Source organism: Castellaniella sp. WN, from assembly GCF_054457555.1.
The window spans coordinates 136,985-152,694 of sequence record NZ_JBTKZC010000001.1 but is presented as its reverse complement, the minus strand read 5'-3'; the positions used below and the strand labels follow the sequence as shown (position 1 = coordinate 152,694).

Genomic DNA, 15,710 nt, shown 5'->3' with positions numbered 1-15,710 from the left:
CCATGTCCAAACTCGAAGTACTCAACATCCACAAGCGCTACGGCGACAACGAGGTCCTCAAGGGCGTCTCCCTGACGGCCAACGCCGGCGATGTGATCTGCATCCTGGGTTCCAGCGGCTCGGGCAAATCGACCTTTCTGCGCTGCATCAATTTCCTGGAAAAACCCAACCAGGGCTCGGTGGCGCTGAACGGCGAACTGCTGAAGATCGTCCACGACAAGCACGGCGAGCCCCACGCCGCCGACCTGGACCAGTTGCGCCGCCTGCGCTCGAAGCTGGCGATGGTATTCCAGCACTTCAATCTGTGGGCGCACATGAACGTGCTGGGCAACGTGATCGAGGCGCCGATCCAGGTGCTGAAGCTGGGCCGGACCGAAGCCGTCGAGCGCGCCCGTCATTACCTGGCCAAGGTCGGCCTGGATCCAAGACTCGAAACCCAGTACCCATCGTCCCTGTCGGGCGGCCAGCAGCAGCGTGTGGCGATCGCCCGCGCCCTGGCCATGGAACCCGAGGTCATGCTGTTCGACGAGCCCACTTCCGCGCTGGATCCCGAACTGGTGGGCGAAGTGCTGAAGGTCATGCAGAAACTGGCCGAGGAAGGCCGCACCATGCTGGTCGTCACCCACGAAATGGGCTTCGCCCGCAACCTGGCGTCCCAGGTCATGTTCCTGCACCAGGGCGTGGCGGAAGAAGTCGGCCCTCCGGCCGATATCTTCGACAACCCGCAAAGCCCCCGGCTGCGGCAGTTCCTGTCGGGCAACCTGAAGTAAGGCCACCGGCCCCTCATCCTGGCATCCTTGGCCGCCCTCCCCGCCTCCCAGCCAAAAACCGCGCGCGATTCATTCATTTGAATGAATCGCTTTCGCGTACCGCTTGATAGACTACCCTCAAGAATAAAAAGGGAGCGACATGGAAGGCAAAGGCACCGACCTGGCGCTGATCGTCATGGGCATCACGGCCGTCGTGGCGCTGTCGCTGATCCACATCGCCTGGAAACGCACCGACATCCACGATCACATGCTGGGGGCGGTGCTGGGCATCATCCTGCTGGCCGCCGTGCTGGCCATGGTGTTCCTGTTCTTCGCGCTGCCCGAAAACCGGCGGCCCGTCGTCTTTTTCCTGACGTTCTTCGTCCTGCTGACCCTGCCGGGCAACGTCTTTCTACACGCGCGGGCGTATACCAGCTTCAGTCTCAACGCCTACGACCTCGACGCGCCGGGCATGCCCTCGCCCCTGCTGTTCCTGCTGCCCTATATCACGGTGATGGCCCTGGTCTTCATCCGCCTGGCGAGCTGGTCCATGACCTTCGATCCCGCGCCGGGCTCCACCGCGATCAGCGCGCAGGATCTGCGGCAGCGCCTGCTGATCCTCAACGACGGCGCCGAATTCCCCTTCACCGTCACCCCTGGAAAGCGCGCGGATGAAATCATCGTGGACTGGAAATACGCCGACGCCGCCTGGCTGGACCTGCTGCGGGCGCACAAGATCTCGGAACTCACCCGGCTGACGATCCGCCTCGACGAGTCCGACCACACGGCGCGGGTGCGCGAGATGAGCTACCAGTTCAGCGCATCGGGCGGCGCGGGCGGCGCCGGCCTGTCATTCAAGATGCAATGGGGCGCCATCACGTTCTACGAGACCCTCAAGGAAACCGTCTACGGCATCCAGATCGAGAACGGCCGGCCCGTGGCCAAGCTCAGCTACACCTACGGGTTCGACATCCGGGAAATGCGCGATCCCCTGCTGAAACTGATCACCGGGAACGGCTGGACGTTCAGGTGTGTGACGCTGCCTGTCAAGTGGCTGACCGGATAGGCGCGGCGACCCATCCCACACCCCGGTGCCTCCGGCCCGCTCCTCCCGGCCCTGTGCCGGCCCTGACCACCCCGACCTTCACGAGCCCGCCCATGACCCGCTTACGATCCGCCGCCCGCTTCCGGGCCTGCCTGCGCCAGGTGTTTCTGACCGTCCCGCTGATTGCGCTGGCATGGGCGGCATGGCCCGCCGCCGCACAGGACGACGAACGGCCCCGCTGGTACAGCGACGACTACGATCAGAAGACACTCCTCGTCTACGGCATCCCGCACAGCGACTACGTGGCCATGATGTTCGCGTGCGCGCCGGGCACGAACATCGTGACGCTGTATCTCCAGGATGAAAACAGCGGTGCCCGTCCGGGCGAGACGCTGCCGGTCCGCCTGCAGGCCGGCGGCCGACACGTCGAGTTTTCCGCCACCGGCCTGCCCAACGAGGACTCGGGCGGTGCGGATTTCAAAGCCGACCTGCCGCTAAACGACACCCTGCGCCAGATGCTGAGCGCCGCCGGCGATCTGGCCGTCATCATCAAGGGTCACACCGAACGCTATCCGCTGGCCGGGGTGGCCACACCGGCGGCCACGCTGCTGGCCGCCTGCGACGCGGCCAAGCCATCCGGCCAGTCCGGGACCGCTCAGTAGCGCCGCGACGGAGACAACGACCATGCACGGACATGTCCTCTCCAGACTCATCCAGGCGGCCTGCGGCGGCCTGCTTGCCTTTGGCGTGCTCGGGACACTCCCCGCGGCGGCGCAAAGCATCCCGGCCAGCTTCGACTGCGCCAAGGCCGAACGGCCGGTCGACCGCTTCATCTGCGCGCACGCCGTGCTGCGCTGGCAGGATCTGGCCCTGTCGCGCGCCTACGCGGCGGCCAGGAAGGCGGCGGTCTCCGGCCCCGCCCGCGACGAACTCGTGCGCAGCCAGCGCGACTGGGTGCGCGAACGCGACCGCCGCTGCATCGCCGACCGCTCGTTCAAGGAACTCTCCGGCTCGTCCAACCCGCTGGGAACACAGGCCTATGACTGCCTGGACACGGTCTATCTGGACCGCCGCGGCACCTTGCTGGACCGGGGCGCGGCACCGCTGACCCCTACGCGCATCGTCGCCCTCGATCTCACGCCGATCGAAGCGGCGCGTCCGGGAAACCGTACCGATACCGGACTGCGCATTCCCGACATTCTGGTATCGCCCGACGGCGCCTTGCTGGCGATCCTGCTGCCCAGCCAGGAAATCGACTTCCCCGACCAGGTCTGGCTCTACCGGGTCGCCGATGGCAAACTGATCGAAGCCACCCCCCGGCCCGACACGCGGCAGCCTCACCCTGACGGCGCACCGATGGCGATCCAGGCGCTGGCCTGGCAAAAAAGCACCCTGTACGTCCGCATCGCGCTCTGGGGCGCCAGCGGCGACGGCGATCCCGAAAAAAGTCCGACCGTCGTCCTGGCCGCCACCCTGGACGGCAGCCATCCGCTCGGCACAGTGCCTCGCGACATCCAGGCCTTGCTCGACGCGCCCCCGCCCGATACCGTCAGCCCGGACGAAATACCGGAAAGCAGCCAGGATATCCTCGGCACACCGCAGGGCAACCGCGATTTCCTCGCCTGGGCCGAAGACCTGGGTCACGGGACGATCGAACTCAGAATGCGCAAGCGCAGTCCGGAATCGCCGGTCTACCGCGTGGCCTGGGGCTCCTGGGATCTCGGCGCCTATCTGTTCGATGCCCGGCGCGCGCAGCTCATCTATAGCGCCGACACGGGGATCGTGGCCTTCGACATGGCGACGCACGGCGAACGGCGCATCGCGGGCACCTCTCGCGGCGACCACCTTTACGCCCTCTCCGCCGACCAGCGCCTGCTCGTCTGGTCCACACGCAACGCCTGCGGCGACGAATTGCAGACGCAGCAGGACGAGGACGCGCCCGAACACATCTGCCTGGCGCACCTGACGGCCCCCAAGGCGCGCCCATGACTCCGCGGCGACTGGCCGCCGGCTGCGGCATCGCACTGCTGTCGGCCTGCCTCCAGGCCGTGCCCTCGGAGGCGGACACGGCTGACCCCGTCCATGCCGCGATCCGCTCGAACGCCGCCGAAGGCCCGCTCTTCAAGCTGCCCGCCGGCGTGCGCATCACCCGGCAAGATATCGAGATGAACCCGCGCCACGTCACGCTCACCTACGTATTCCAGACCGTGCAGCGTCACACCGTGCCGTTCCGTTTCAACTTGCCCGCAATGCCTGTGGATGCCGCCCCCGACGCCGTCAGCCTGCCTGCCGGCGGCGGCATGGCCGAGGGGCTGGCCGCCGACCGGAATCCGGTCAATTACATGTATCTGTCCGTGCGGGTGAACGGCGCGCCGCTGGCGTTGAGCGGCCAGGGCCGGGCGATCCAGGACGGCAAGGATGTCACGCGGATCTTGCTGGACGCGGGCGTGCCGTTGCTCTACGACCTGGAAGGCGAAGCACCCTGGTCACGCCTGCCGGCGCACACCCAGACCATGCTCAAGGCGCGCGACCTGCTCATCTTGGATGCCGCCAACTGGAACTATCAGGCCCGCTACACCTGGGATCAGGTGTTCGAGCCGGGCGAAACCCGCGTCGAGATCCGCTACAACCCGAACGCGTTCTACTGGAGCGACATCAATCTCGACGATTTCCCGCCCATCGCCGTTGGCGGCTGGGCGAACCGGACCTATTGCCTCGACGAGGCGTGGCGCCGCGCTTTCTTTCGCCTCGCCCACTCCGGCGCCGGATACGAGCTTTACGCCGTCATGCACGTCCTGGCCCCCAAGGGCGCCCCGCTCCCGCCCGCCGCCGCGCAGGTCCGTCTGAAGGTCGACAAGTACGCGCCCGCCAATCTGGTTGCATTCTGTCCGGTCAATTCTAAAAAAACCTCGCCGCACACCTTCGAGTGGCAGGCCCGCGACGTCACGCCCGGCCGCACCCTCGACGCCCTGTTTTTCATGGGCTCCGATGGCTGGCCCGACCACTGAAGGACGCAGAACCCATGAACGACGCGAACGACCATCCGCTGCACGACGGGCGCGCCCCCCGGAGGCCCGGAACCGCCTGCGCCACGGCCCTGCTCATCCCGCTGCTGCTCTGGGGGGCCGGCGCAAGCGCTGCGGCAAACGCAGCTTCAAGCACAGGAACACCGGCCATGGCCATCACCCACATTGCCGCCGGCGGCATGCACAGCATGCTGCTCACCGGAGATCATCAGCTCTGGGCCATGGGCAACGGCAGCGACGGCCAGTTATGCGACGGCGACGCGACGGCCCGGCGCACCCCCATCAAGACCCTGACCGATGTGCGCAGCGTCGCGCTGGGCGGCCAGCACAGCCTGATCCTGAAAACCGACGGCAGCCTGTGGGCCTGCGGCGACAACGAATCCGGACAACTGGGCGACGGCAGCGCCAACGACGCGCACACCCCCGTGCACGTCATGGACAGCGTTGGCGCCATAGCGGCAGGCGGCGCCCACAGCCTGGCGCTGAAAACCGACGGCAGCCTCTGGAGTTTCGGCCTGAACACCTACGGCCAACTGGGCACGGGCGACACCGACCCGCGCCGCGCGCCGGTCAAGATCATGGACGGCGTGCGCACCATCGCCGCCGGCAAGGACCACAGTCTGATCCTCGCGGACGACGGCACCCTGTGGGGCGTCGGCCACAACAGCAACAGCCAGCTCGGCGACGGCGGCACCGCCAATCACACGCAGCCGATCCGCGTCCTGGAATCAGTGCAGGCCATGGCCGCCGGCAACGGCTACAGCATGATGCTCAAGACCGACGGCAGCCTGTGGATGGTCGGCTTCGACGGCGGCGGCCAACTGGGCGACGGCGGCAACACCAATCGCAAGACCCCCTTCATGCTGCGCAACGGCGTTCGCGCCATCGCCGCCGGTAGCGCCCATTCCCTGGCCCTGGACACGGCCGGGGCGCTGTGGGCGTTCGGCTACAACGACAGCGGCCAACTGGGCAGCGGCGGCAACGACACCCTGCGCCTACCGACGCGAGTGCTGGAGGACGTGACGGCCATCGCCGCCGGCGGCTATCACACCCTGGCGCTGCGCACCGACGGTTCCGTCTGGGTCACGGGCAGCAATGGCTCGGGGCAGATCGGCCAGGGTCCGGGCACGCAGAGCATTGCCTCGTTCCAGCTATTGACGCTGCCGGAAACGCCATGACGCTGGACATTCTGTTGCGCTGGATCGCCTGGTTCCTGCTGGGTTCCTGGGCGTTCTTCGCCCTGAGGATCATGCTGCACATCAGCGAACAACCCGCCGGAGAACGCGCCCCGGCGCTGCGCCGCATCCTGCTCGGACTGATCACGGTGGCGCTCGGCTGGTGCTTCATCGGCATCGTGTTCCTGAGCATCGGCATTGGATCCATGTTTCCCACGCTGACGATGATCGGCGCTCCTCTGTCCTGCCCCGCTCCAGGCCGGTTCGACTTGTTTTCCCAGGGCTATTCCTACAAACCCGGGCAGTACGGCGTCGTCCGCGAATACTCCTGTCTGCGGCCCGACGGTCGCAAGGAGATCGTGACCTTTCTGACCCTGCTGTACGCGGGCCTGATCTACAGCGCCCTGCTGATGACCGTGACGATGTGGGCCGGCCGTTTCGGCCTGCGGATTCTGGTCTTGAAGCCAAAGAATCTCAGCCCGAAAGGCATGCCGTCCGGCGCCGCCGCTGCGCAGCCGTCCACGGGCACTCCGCTTTCTGCTCACGCCGCCGGGACTCCATCCCGCCGGACGGACAGCCTGGAATCCCGCCTGCAGGAATTGAAAAGACTGCACGAGTCCGGGGTGATCGACGACAGCGCCTACCAGGCGCGGCAGATGGAGATCCTGAAAGAGTTGTGAGGGAGCTCGAACGGACGGACCACCGAGGCCGGTCAATCCGCTTGCTTCCCTCTCAGAACCGCAAGCGCATCACCCGATGCGGGATCCCCGCGTCCATGAAAGTCTCGCCCTCCTCCACGAAGCCGTGGCGGGCGTAAAAGGGCCGGGCGTGCAGTTGGGCGTCCAGCACGACCTCCGCGTCGCCCCGGCGGCGGGCAGCGTCCATCAGCGCGGTCAGCAGGAACGAACCGACGCCCTGGCCGCGCCAGGGCTTGCGCACGGCCATGCGGCCGATGTGGCCGTCTGGCAGCAGGCGGCCGGTGCCCATGGCCCGCCCGTCGGCGTCATAGGCGATGGCGTGCAGGCACTGCGCGTCGCGGGCATCCAGCTCCTCTTCCAGCGGCACCCGCTGTTCCTCAACGAAGACTTCCAGGCGGATGCGGCTGGCTTCGGCGCCCAGATCGGCCCAACCGCCGGTGACGACACGGCGGTCGCCCTCCAAAGCGAATTCCAGCACCTCGGGCAGCCAGTCGGCGAAATCCGAGATGCCGTGATCGCTGCCTTCGATGATGCGCTGGCGGCTGCCCGCGAAGCGGGCCCGCATCTCGCGCCAGTCCAGGACTTCGTCGCCGGTGGCGGCCAGCAGGAAATACCGCTCCGGACGCGTCAGGACCGGAATGTCGGCCTCGGCCCGCGCCAGTTCGTCCACATATCCAGGCAGGAATTCGAAGGGTTCGTCACCGTGGAAGGTGCGGTGCGAGCCGACCTGGGTCGCCAGGGCGCGCGCCGCATGGACGACGGGATTGAGCAGCACGGCGCGGCAGCCCAGGCGTTCGGCCAGCCAGGTGGCGTAGAAGCCGCCCAGGGACGAGCCGATGACGGTCAGGCGGGCCGCCGCATCGGCGATTCCCGGCACCAGGCCGCCCTGACGCATGCCGGCGGCCTCGATCCCCAGACGGTCCCGCACCCATTCCAGCGACAGGCTCAGCGCCGCGGCGGGGCTGGCGGGCAGTTGCGGACAATGCCAGTCGGCCGCCAGGCCACGCTCGGCCATGGCCCGGGCCATCAGGCGGGCCTTGAGAGAATCGGGGGAAGATCGGAATCCGTGCAGGTAGAGGATCATGGCGGGCAGACCGGACGCGGCGTTCCGGGCGCCCGGCGGCGCGCGTCGGAGCCGGTCCTTCATTTTAAGCAGTAAGATTCTTCAATCCAGTTCCCCCGCATTGCCACCCTTCCCCATGCCGCTCCTCGAACCGGTCAGCACGCTGCGCCACTACGACGGCCAGGCCCACGTTCACGTCCATGATCATGCCCAGATCATGGCGCCGCTGGCCGGGCGCATGGAACTGGACGTCGACGGACATGCCGCGTTCACGGACCCGTCCTGCGGCATGCTGATCCCGGCGGGCGCGCGGCATGCCTATTGCGCGCGGCCCGGCACCCGCATCCTGGTGATCGACGCGCCCGAAGCGGCCGGCCTGGAACGGCTGCGGCGCTTCGCCCTGACCCCCGCCTGCCATGCGCTGGACACTTTGGGCGACGCCGGGCGGCAGCTGTCCCTGCTGCTGGGCCTGCCCACGATCCTGTCCTCGCGCCGGAGCCTGGACCTGGCGCGCCTGGACGCCGCCCTCGCCGGCGCGCTGCACGAATCCTGGCCGACGGCCCGCATGGCGCGGCTGTTCAACCTCAGCCCGCAGCGCTTTCACGCCCGCCTGCTGGAACTGACCGGCCACACGCCGGGCGACCATCTGCGCGCTCTGCGGCTGGAATCCGCCGGCCGGATGCTGGCGCGGGGCGTGACACTGGAGGTCGCCGCCGCCCGGGTCGGCTACCGGTCCGGCAGCGCCCTGGCCTATGCGTTGCGGCGCGACCGGGGCGTCGGCGCCCGCGCGCTGCGCCGGCCCGGCACCTGAACAACCCCGGTCACCGCCCCGACGCGGCCGCCAATCGGCAGGCATCCGGGGCGCCGTCCCATCCGGACAGGACCCTCCCGCCTCGCACCACGAGCGTTTCTCGACAGACGCCCGCCGCCCGCGCTGCCATCATGGCAGCCATGAGCACGATACCGAATCCTTCCGCGACGACCGCCATCCAGCCCCTGCGCGGCATCCTGCTGGTGCTGTGCGCCGGCATGCTGTGGGGCACCACGGGCACAGCCCAGAGCTTTTCCGACGGCGCCCTGTCGCCCTACTGGGTGGGTGCCCTGCGCCTGGGGGTGGCGGCCCTCTTCTTCCTGGTCTACGCCGGCTCGACCAACGGGCTGCCCCATCTGGGCCGCCAGCTCGCCGCCCTGAACTGGCGCCATGCGGTCTGGGCCGGGGCCTGCGTGGCGACCTACAACCTGACGTTCTTCGCGGGCGTGAAGGCCACGGGGGTAGCGGTGGGCACGGCGCTGACCATCGGCAGCGGCCCGATCTGGGCCGGGCTGCTGCAACTGATCGGCGGCGCGCGGCCCGGCGTGGGCTGGTGGGCCGGCACGCTGCTGGCCGTAGGCGGTGGCGTCCTGCTGGTGTTTGGGCGCGGCGACGCGCTGCAGGCCGATCTCCTGGGTATCGCCCTGTGCCTCACCTCGGGCCTGACCTATGCGGTCTATACCCTGCTGAACAAGCAACTGGTGCAGCACTCGGCGCCGGCCGTCGGCACACTGGCCGTGTTCACGGTGGGCGCGCTGCTGGCCCTGCCGGCCGCCGCATTCTGGGCCGGCCCCTTGCAGATCACGACCACAGGCTGGCTGGTGGTGAGCTTTCTGGGAATCGCCTCGACGGGGATCGCCTACTTGCTGTTCAGCACGGGCCTGCGCGGCATCAGCGCCGCCACCGGCGTGTCACTGGCGCTGATGGAACCCGTCACCGCCTTCCTGCTGGCTCTGCTGGTGGTGGGCGAGCGGCCAGGCGTGCTGGCCTACATTGGCCTGGCCGCGCTGCTGGCCGGGCTGGCCATCGTGATCCGGGCCGAGACCCGGTAAACCGAACCTCCCACCTCGCCGCTTGCAAGCGGCTTGGATTCGACAGGCACGGAATAGTCCGCAGATACAAGGGACTTTTCCGCATCCAGTCTCATCCCCGCCACGTGGCGGGGTCTTCGCTGGCTTGATCGCCCTGGAATCAGGCCGATTCGCGCAGGCTGCGGCGACGCTCGTGCTCCTGCAGATAGCGCTTGCGCAGACGGATCGACTTGGGCGTGACCTCGACCAGTTCGTCGTCGGCGATGAATTCGACGGCGTATTCCAGGTTCAAGGCGATGGGCGGCACCAGATCGATGTGCTCGTCCTTGCCGGAGGCGCGCACGTTGGTCAGCTTCTTTTCCTTGATCGGATTGACCACCAGATCGTTGTCGCGTGAATGGATGCCGATGACCATCCCCTCATAAACCGGGTCCTGGGGCGACACGAACATGCGGCCGCGTTCCTGCAGCTTCCACAGGGCGTAGGCGACGGCGGTGCCGTCGTCCTGGCTGATCAGCACGCCATTACGGCGCTCACCCACCCCGCCCTCGCGCACCGGCGCGTAATCGTCGAAAATGTGGCTCATCAGGCCGGTGCCGCGCGTCAGGGTCAGGAATTCGCTCTGGAAGCCGATCAGGCCGCGCGCCGGGATACGGTATTCCAGGCGGGTGCGGCCTCGCCCGTCGGGCTGCATGTCCTGCAGGTCGCCCTTGCGCCGGCCCAGTTCCTCCATCACGCCGCCCTGGTGCGAGTCTTCCACGTCCACGGTCAGCAGCTCGTAGGGTTCGCACTTCACGCCGTCGATGTCCTTGAACATCACGCGCGGACGCGACACCGCCAGCTCGTAGCCTTCGCGGCGCATGTTCTCCAGCAGGATGGTCAGGTGCAGTTCGCCCCGGCCGCAGACCTCGAACACGGTATCGTCGTCGGTATCGTTCACGCGCAGGGCGACATTGGACTTCAGTTCGCGGTCCAGGCGGTCGCGCAACTGGCGGCTGGTGACGAACTTGCCTTCTCGCCCGGCCAGGGGCGAGGTGTTCACCATGAAGTTCATGGTCAGCGTGGGCTCGTCGATGCGCAGCATCGGCAGCGCCTCGGGCACGGCCGGATCCATCAGCGTGCAGCCGATGCCGATGTCCTCGATGCCGTTGATCAGCACGATGTCGCCGGCTTCGGCCTCGCTCACCAGTTCGCGCTCCAGGCCCTTGAACTTGAGCACCTGGTTGACGCGCCCCTTGAAGGATTCGCCGTCGGGACCGAACTTCACCGCCACGTCCTGTCCGGCGCGGATGCGGCCCCGGTTGATGCGGCCCACGCCGATCTTGCCGACGTAGCTGCTGTAATCCAGGGAAATGATCTGCAGTTGCAAAGGGCCTTCGGCATCGTCGTCGCGCTGCGGCACGTATTGCAGGATGGCGTCGAACAGGGGCCGCATGGTGCCGGAACGCACATCGTCGGTCAGTCCGGCGTAGCCCGACAGGCCCGAGGCGTAGATCACCGGGAAATCCAGTTGTTCCTCGGTCGCGCCCAGCTTGTCGAACAGGTCGAAGGTGGCGTTGACCACGAAGTCCGGGCGCGCGCCCGGGCGGTCGACCTTGTTGACCACCACGATGGGCTTCAGACCCAGCGCCAGCGCCTTGCGCGTAACGAAGCGGGTCTGCGGCATCGGGCCTTCGACGGCATCGACCAGCAGCAGCACGCCGTCCACCATGGACAGCACGCGCTCGACCTCGCCGCCAAAGTCGGCGTGGCCCGGGGTGTCGATGATGTTGATGTGCGTGCCTTCGTATTCGACGGCGCAGTTCTTGGCCAGGATCGTGATGCCACGCTCGCGCTCGATGTCGCCCGAATCCATGACCCGCTCGGACACCTGCTGGTTGTCGCGGAAGGTGCCGGACTGCCGCAGCAGCTGATCGACGAGAGTGGTCTTGCCATGGTCCACGTGGGCGATGATGGCCACGTTGCGCAAAGCTCGTTTCATAGAATGTTTTCCTCGGTGGAAGCACTTGCCGGGCGCAGGCCGTCCGGCAAGGCGTGTAAAGGGATCAGCGCCGTCGCCGGCGCTTCCATGGCCTGCAGGGCTTCCAGCCCCACGGCCCGCTCGATCGAGAACGGCCCGGCGGCGGTACGCCGCAGGGCCGACAGATGCGCCAGGCAGCCCAGGCGGCGGCCGATGTCCTGAGCCAGGGTGCGCACGTAGGTGCCCTTGCTGCAATGCACCCGGATCCGGGCGCTGCGGCCGTCGCAGGCCAGCAGGTCCAGCGCGTGGATCACGATCCGGCGCGGCGGACGCTCCAGCTCGATGCCCTGGCGGGCGTATTCGTACAGCGGCTTGCCGTCGCGCTTGAGCGCCGACACCATGGGCGGGATCTGCTCGATCTCGCCCCGGAACGCGGCCAGCGCGGCCTCCAGTTCCGGGGCCCCGACACCGGCGAAATCATCCGGTGCGCACGCCGTGACATGGCCCGTCAGGTCGCCGCTGTCTGTCTCCTCGCCGAAAGCCAGGGTCGCCTCGTAGACTTTGTCGGCCTCCAGCATGGCGGCGGAAATCTTCGTCGCCCGACCGAAGCAGCCGATCAGCAGGCCCGTGGCGAACGGGTCCAGCGTGCCGGTGTGGCCCGCCTTGCGGGCGTCCACCGTGCGTTTGGCGCGCTGCAGCGCATGGTTGCTCGACAGGCCCTCCGGTTTGTCCAGCAACAGGACTCCGTCGAGCATCTGCCCGCGTCGGGAAGCCATCGTTCAATCCGTCCAGATGAGTGACGACCGCCCTGTCAGGGCTGGCCGTCCGGGTCTTCGAGTTCGGGAATGTCCGAAGCGCCCGCCTGGGGACGGTTGGCCCGATCGATCAGTTGCGTGAGTTCGATGCCGCGCGCCAGCTGCACGTCGTGCACGAAGCGCAGGGAGGGCACCGTATGGATGTGCAGCATGCGGAACAACTGCGAATGCAGCCAGCCCGCCTTGTCGTTCAGGGCCTGGGCGGCGGCTTCGGGCTCGGCGCCCAGCACCGTGAAATAGACCTTGGCATGGGCGTAGTCGGCCGACAGATCGACGCCCGTGAGCGTAATCAGACCGGCGCGCGCGACATCGAGCTCACGCTGCACCAGGGCCGCCAGATCCTTCTGGATCTGGTCGGCCAGGCGCATGTTGCGTCCGGGATTCGGCTTGGATTTATGACGACCCATGATTCATGCCGCACGATCAGAGCGTGCGGGCGACTTCCTTGATTTCGAAGACTTCGAGCTGATCGCCGACCTGGATGTCGTTGTTGCCCTTGAGCGTGATCCCGCAATCGAAGCCGGACTTGACTTCCTTGACGTCGTCCTTGAAGCGGCGCAGGGAATCCAGAGAGCCGGTCCAGTGCACCACATGGTTGCGCAGCAGACGGATCTGGGAATCGCGGCGCACCACGCCTTCGAGCACCATGCAGCCGGCGATGTTGCCGACCTTGGACACGGTGAAGATCTCGCGGATCTCGACCAGGCCGATGACTTCCTCGCGCTTCTCCGGCGCCAGCATGCCCGACATGGCGTTGCGCACGTCGTCGATCGCGTCGTAGATGATGTTGTAGTAGCGCAGATCGATGTCGTTGGTCTCGGCCAGCTTCTTGGCCGGAGCGTCGGCCCGCACGTTGAAGCCGATCACCACGGCGCCCGAGGCGATCGCCAGGTTGACGTCGCTCTCGGAGATGCCGCCCACGGCCGCGTGCACGACCTGCACCCGGACTTCGTCGGTGGACAGCTTGAGCAGCGACTGCACCAGGGCTTCCTGGGACCCCTGGACGTCGGTCTTGACGATCAGCGGCAGCGTGCGCACGCCCTCGCCCAGGTTGTCGAACATGGATTCCAGCTTGGCCGCCTGCTGGCGGGCGAGCTTGACGTCGCGGAACTTGCCCTGGCGGAACAGGGCGATCTCGCGGGCCTTGCGCTCGTCGTTCAGGACCAGGACCTCGTCGCCGGCGGCCGGGACTTCGGCCAGGCCCTGGATCTCGACCGGGGTCGAGGGGCCGGCTTCGGCGGTGGGCTTGCCGGTGTCGTTCAGCATGGCGCGCACCTTGCCGAACGCCACGCCCGCCAGCACGGCGTCGCCGCGATGCAGGGTGCCGCTCTGGACCAGGATCGTCGCCACGGGGCCGCGACCCTTGTCCAGCCGGGCCTCGATGACGATACCCTTGGCCGGCGCGTCGACGGGCGCCTTGAGCTCCAGGATCTCGGCCTGCAGCAGAACGTTTTCCAGCAGTTCGTCGATGCCCTGGCCGGTCTTGGCGGACACGGCGATGAAGGGCACGTCGCCGCCGTACTCTTCCGGCACGACTTCCTCGGCCACCAGTTCCTGCTTGACGCGATCGGGATTGGCTTCCGGCTTGTCGATCTTGTTGATCGCCACCACCAGGGGCACGTTGGCCGCGCGGGCGTGGTGGATGGCTTCCTTGGTCTGAGGCATGACGCCGTCGTCGGCCGCCACCACCAGGATGACGATGTCGGTGGCCTGGGCGCCGCGGGCGCGCATGGCCGTGAAGGCCTCGTGGCCCGGGGTGTCCAGGAAGGCCACCACGCCGCGATCGGTCTTGACGCTGTAGGCGCCGATGTGCTGGGTGATCCCGCCGGCCTCGCCCGTGGCGACCTTGGTGCGGCGGATGTAGTCCAGCAGCGAGGTCTTGCCGTGGTCGACGTGGCCCATGACGGTGACGACCGGCGCGCGCGGCAAGGCCTCGGCTTCGTCGGAGGTCTCGGTGTCGGCCAGGAAGGCTTCCGGATCGTCCAGCTTCGCGGCGATGGCGGTGTGGCCCAGCTCCTCGACCACGATCATGGCGGTTTCCTGGTCCAGGATCTGGTTGATGGTGACCATCTGGCCGAGCTTCATCAAGTGTTTGATGACCTCGGCCGCCTTCACGGACATCTTGTGGGCCAGATCGGCGACGGAAATCGTTTCCGGCACGTGGATTTCACGCGCGATGAATTCAGCCTGCATCGGTTCCTGGTGCTCGGCCTGGCGGCGGCCCTTGCCGCGCCCGCCCTTGCCGCCCCGGCCGCCGGCCTTGCCGCCCGCGCGCCAGGCGTCGCGCCCGGCGCCGGGCGACAGGGTCTCGGCCTTGGAAGGCTTCTTGCGACCATCGTTGGACCAGCTCGAGGACACGTCGGCCGTCTTGATGACCTTCTTGCCCTCGGATTCCTTCTTGACGGTCGTCTTGGTGCCGGCGGGCTTGTGCAGCGTGCCGGTGGTGGGGGTTTCCTCGGGTTCGGGCGCGCGCAGGACCTTGCGCGGCTGGCGCATCATTTCGCGCAGAGCGGCGGCTTCGGCCTCGGCGGCGCGGCGGGCGCGTTCGCGGTCGGCATCGGCCGGGGCGCGGCGGGCCTTGCCCGGCGTGGCCTGGGGCGCGGACACCGGCGCGGAGGACGCGGACGCGGGTTCGGCGCGCGGCGCCGGTTCGGCGGCCTGGGCCGGTTCCGAAGCGGCGGGCGCCTCGGTCACGGGCTCGGCGACAGGAGTTTCGCTCACGGTGTCCTGCTTGGTTTCGGCCGAGGCGGCGGCCTCGGCGGGTTCTTTCTGCGCGGGGGCCTCGCCCGCCGCGGCCGCCGCCTCGGCTGCCGGGGACTGGGACGCGGCCGGCGCCGTCTCGGGCGCAGCGGCGTCAGCGCGCGTGGCCGCGGCGGGACGGGTCTCGGCGGCCGGCTCGGCCGCGACCGGGGCCGACGGCGCCTGGACGGGCTCGGGCTGGGGCGCGGGCGGTTCGGCGACCGCCGGAGCGGCCTGGGCGGCGGCTTCGGCGCGGGCGGCCTCGACCAGCTCGGGGCGGTCGCGCTTGACCAGCACGCGCTTCTTGCGCACCTCGACCTGGATCGTGCGCGAACGGCCGGAGCTGTCGGCCTGATGGATTTCCGACGTCTTGCGGCGCGTCAGCACGACCTTCTTGCCCGTGTCGGAGCCGTGCGAACGCCGCAGGGACTCGAGCAAAGCGCTCTTGTCTGCTTCGGTCACGTCGGCGTTCACCGAATCCAGCTCGACGCCGGCCGAGCGGAAATGATCCAGCAGGACGTTGGCGGGCATATTCAGTTCTTCGGCGAATTGGGCGACGGTGTTACTCGGCATTCGACTCTCTCTTTGACTACGTTGA

At 68.0% G+C, this 15,710-nt stretch carries 14 protein-coding genes and 1 pseudogene; 9 read left to right on the top strand and 6 right to left on the bottom strand.

Features of this window, described 5'->3' with window-relative positions; all coding sequences use genetic code 11:
• The first annotated feature begins 2 nt into the window (after window positions 1-2).
• The 7 genes from ACTPOE_RS00665 (at window position 3) to ACTPOE_RS00635 (ending at window position 6,675) form a co-directional block, all read left to right on the top strand.
• Window positions 3-770 (top strand): ABC transporter ATP-binding protein, encoded by a 768-nt coding sequence (locus ACTPOE_RS00665; protein WP_458870237.1) that lies wholly within the window; start codon window positions 3-5, stop codon window positions 768-770.
• A gap of 139 nt (window positions 771-909) precedes the next feature.
• Window positions 910-1,815, top strand: a complete 906-nt coding sequence (locus ACTPOE_RS00660) for a hypothetical protein (protein ID WP_458870235.1) — start codon at window positions 910-912, stop codon at window positions 1,813-1,815.
• A gap of 92 nt (window positions 1,816-1,907) precedes the next feature.
• Window positions 1,908-2,456, top strand: a complete 549-nt coding sequence (locus tag ACTPOE_RS00655) for a hypothetical protein (protein ID WP_458870233.1) — start codon at window positions 1,908-1,910, stop codon at window positions 2,454-2,456.
• Window positions 2,457-2,478: 22 nt separating this feature from the next.
• Window positions 2,479-3,783, top strand: a complete 1,305-nt coding sequence (locus tag ACTPOE_RS00650; protein WP_458870231.1) for a lysozyme inhibitor LprI family protein — start codon at window positions 2,479-2,481, stop codon at window positions 3,781-3,783.
• Complete coding sequence (locus ACTPOE_RS00645) at window positions 3,780-4,802, top strand: DUF4424 family protein (protein WP_458870229.1); 1,023 nt, start codon at window positions 3,780-3,782, stop codon at window positions 4,800-4,802. The genes ACTPOE_RS00650 and ACTPOE_RS00645 overlap by 4 nt, the downstream gene beginning before the upstream one ends.
• A gap of 167 nt (window positions 4,803-4,969) precedes the next feature.
• Window positions 4,970-5,998 carry an RCC1 domain-containing protein gene (locus ACTPOE_RS00640; RefSeq protein WP_458870227.1) on the top strand — a complete coding sequence of 343 codons (1,029 nt, stop codon included), beginning with the start codon at window positions 4,970-4,972 and terminating at the stop codon, window positions 5,996-5,998.
• Window positions 5,995-6,675, top strand: a complete 681-nt coding sequence (locus ACTPOE_RS00635) for an SHOCT domain-containing protein (protein WP_458870225.1) — start codon at window positions 5,995-5,997, stop codon at window positions 6,673-6,675. The genes ACTPOE_RS00640 and ACTPOE_RS00635 overlap by 4 nt, the downstream gene beginning before the upstream one ends.
• 52 nt (window positions 6,676-6,727) lie before the next feature.
• Here the strand turns inward: ACTPOE_RS00635 and ACTPOE_RS00630 are convergent, their stop codons facing one another.
• Together ACTPOE_RS00630 and ACTPOE_RS00625 are read right to left on the bottom strand one after the other, a co-directional pair.
• Entirely contained in the window at window positions 6,728-7,060 is a 333-nt protein-coding gene (locus ACTPOE_RS00630; RefSeq protein ID WP_458872712.1) for a GNAT family N-acetyltransferase, read from the bottom strand.
• Between the two features lie 93 nt (window positions 7,061-7,153).
• Window positions 7,154-7,777, bottom strand: a pseudogene (locus ACTPOE_RS00625) (YqiA/YcfP family alpha/beta fold hydrolase); the annotation flags it as partial.
• A 115-nt stretch (window positions 7,778-7,892) separates the two neighbouring features.
• Between ACTPOE_RS00625 and ACTPOE_RS00620 the strand changes: the two are divergent.
• Together ACTPOE_RS00620 and ACTPOE_RS00615 are read left to right on the top strand one after the other, a co-directional pair.
• A complete protein-coding gene (locus tag ACTPOE_RS00620; RefSeq protein ID WP_458870223.1) occupies window positions 7,893-8,567 on the top strand; it encodes a helix-turn-helix domain-containing protein in 675 nt (224 codons plus the stop codon).
• A 140-nt stretch (window positions 8,568-8,707) separates the two neighbouring features.
• Complete coding sequence (locus ACTPOE_RS00615; RefSeq protein ID WP_458870221.1) at window positions 8,708-9,619, top strand: DMT family transporter; 912 nt, start codon at window positions 8,708-8,710, stop codon at window positions 9,617-9,619.
• A 139-nt stretch (window positions 9,620-9,758) separates the two neighbouring features.
• Here the strand turns inward: ACTPOE_RS00615 and typA are convergent, their stop codons facing one another.
• Genes typA through infB form a run of 4 tightly spaced genes read right to left on the bottom strand, consistent with a single transcriptional unit; the run spans window position 9,759 to window position 15,685 of the window.
• Window positions 9,759-11,579, bottom strand: a complete 1,821-nt coding sequence (gene typA / locus ACTPOE_RS00610; protein ID WP_458870219.1) for a translational GTPase TypA — start codon at window positions 11,577-11,579, stop codon at window positions 9,759-9,761.
• The gene (truB, locus tag ACTPOE_RS00605) at window positions 11,576-12,334 is read right to left on the bottom strand and encodes a tRNA pseudouridine(55) synthase TruB (RefSeq protein ID WP_458870217.1); all 759 of its coding nucleotides are present in this window, start codon (window positions 12,332-12,334) and stop codon (window positions 11,576-11,578) included. The genes typA and truB overlap by 4 nt, the downstream gene beginning before the upstream one ends.
• Before the next feature lie 35 nt (window positions 12,335-12,369).
• The gene (gene rbfA / locus ACTPOE_RS00600; protein WP_458870215.1) at window positions 12,370-12,780 is read right to left on the bottom strand and encodes a 30S ribosome-binding factor RbfA; all 411 of its coding nucleotides are present in this window, start codon (window positions 12,778-12,780) and stop codon (window positions 12,370-12,372) included.
• 16 nt (window positions 12,781-12,796) lie between these two features.
• Window positions 12,797-15,685 (bottom strand): translation initiation factor IF-2, encoded by a 2,889-nt coding sequence (gene infB, locus ACTPOE_RS00595; protein WP_458870213.1) that lies wholly within the window; start codon window positions 15,683-15,685, stop codon window positions 12,797-12,799.
• Window positions 15,686-15,710 lie beyond the last annotated feature (25 nt).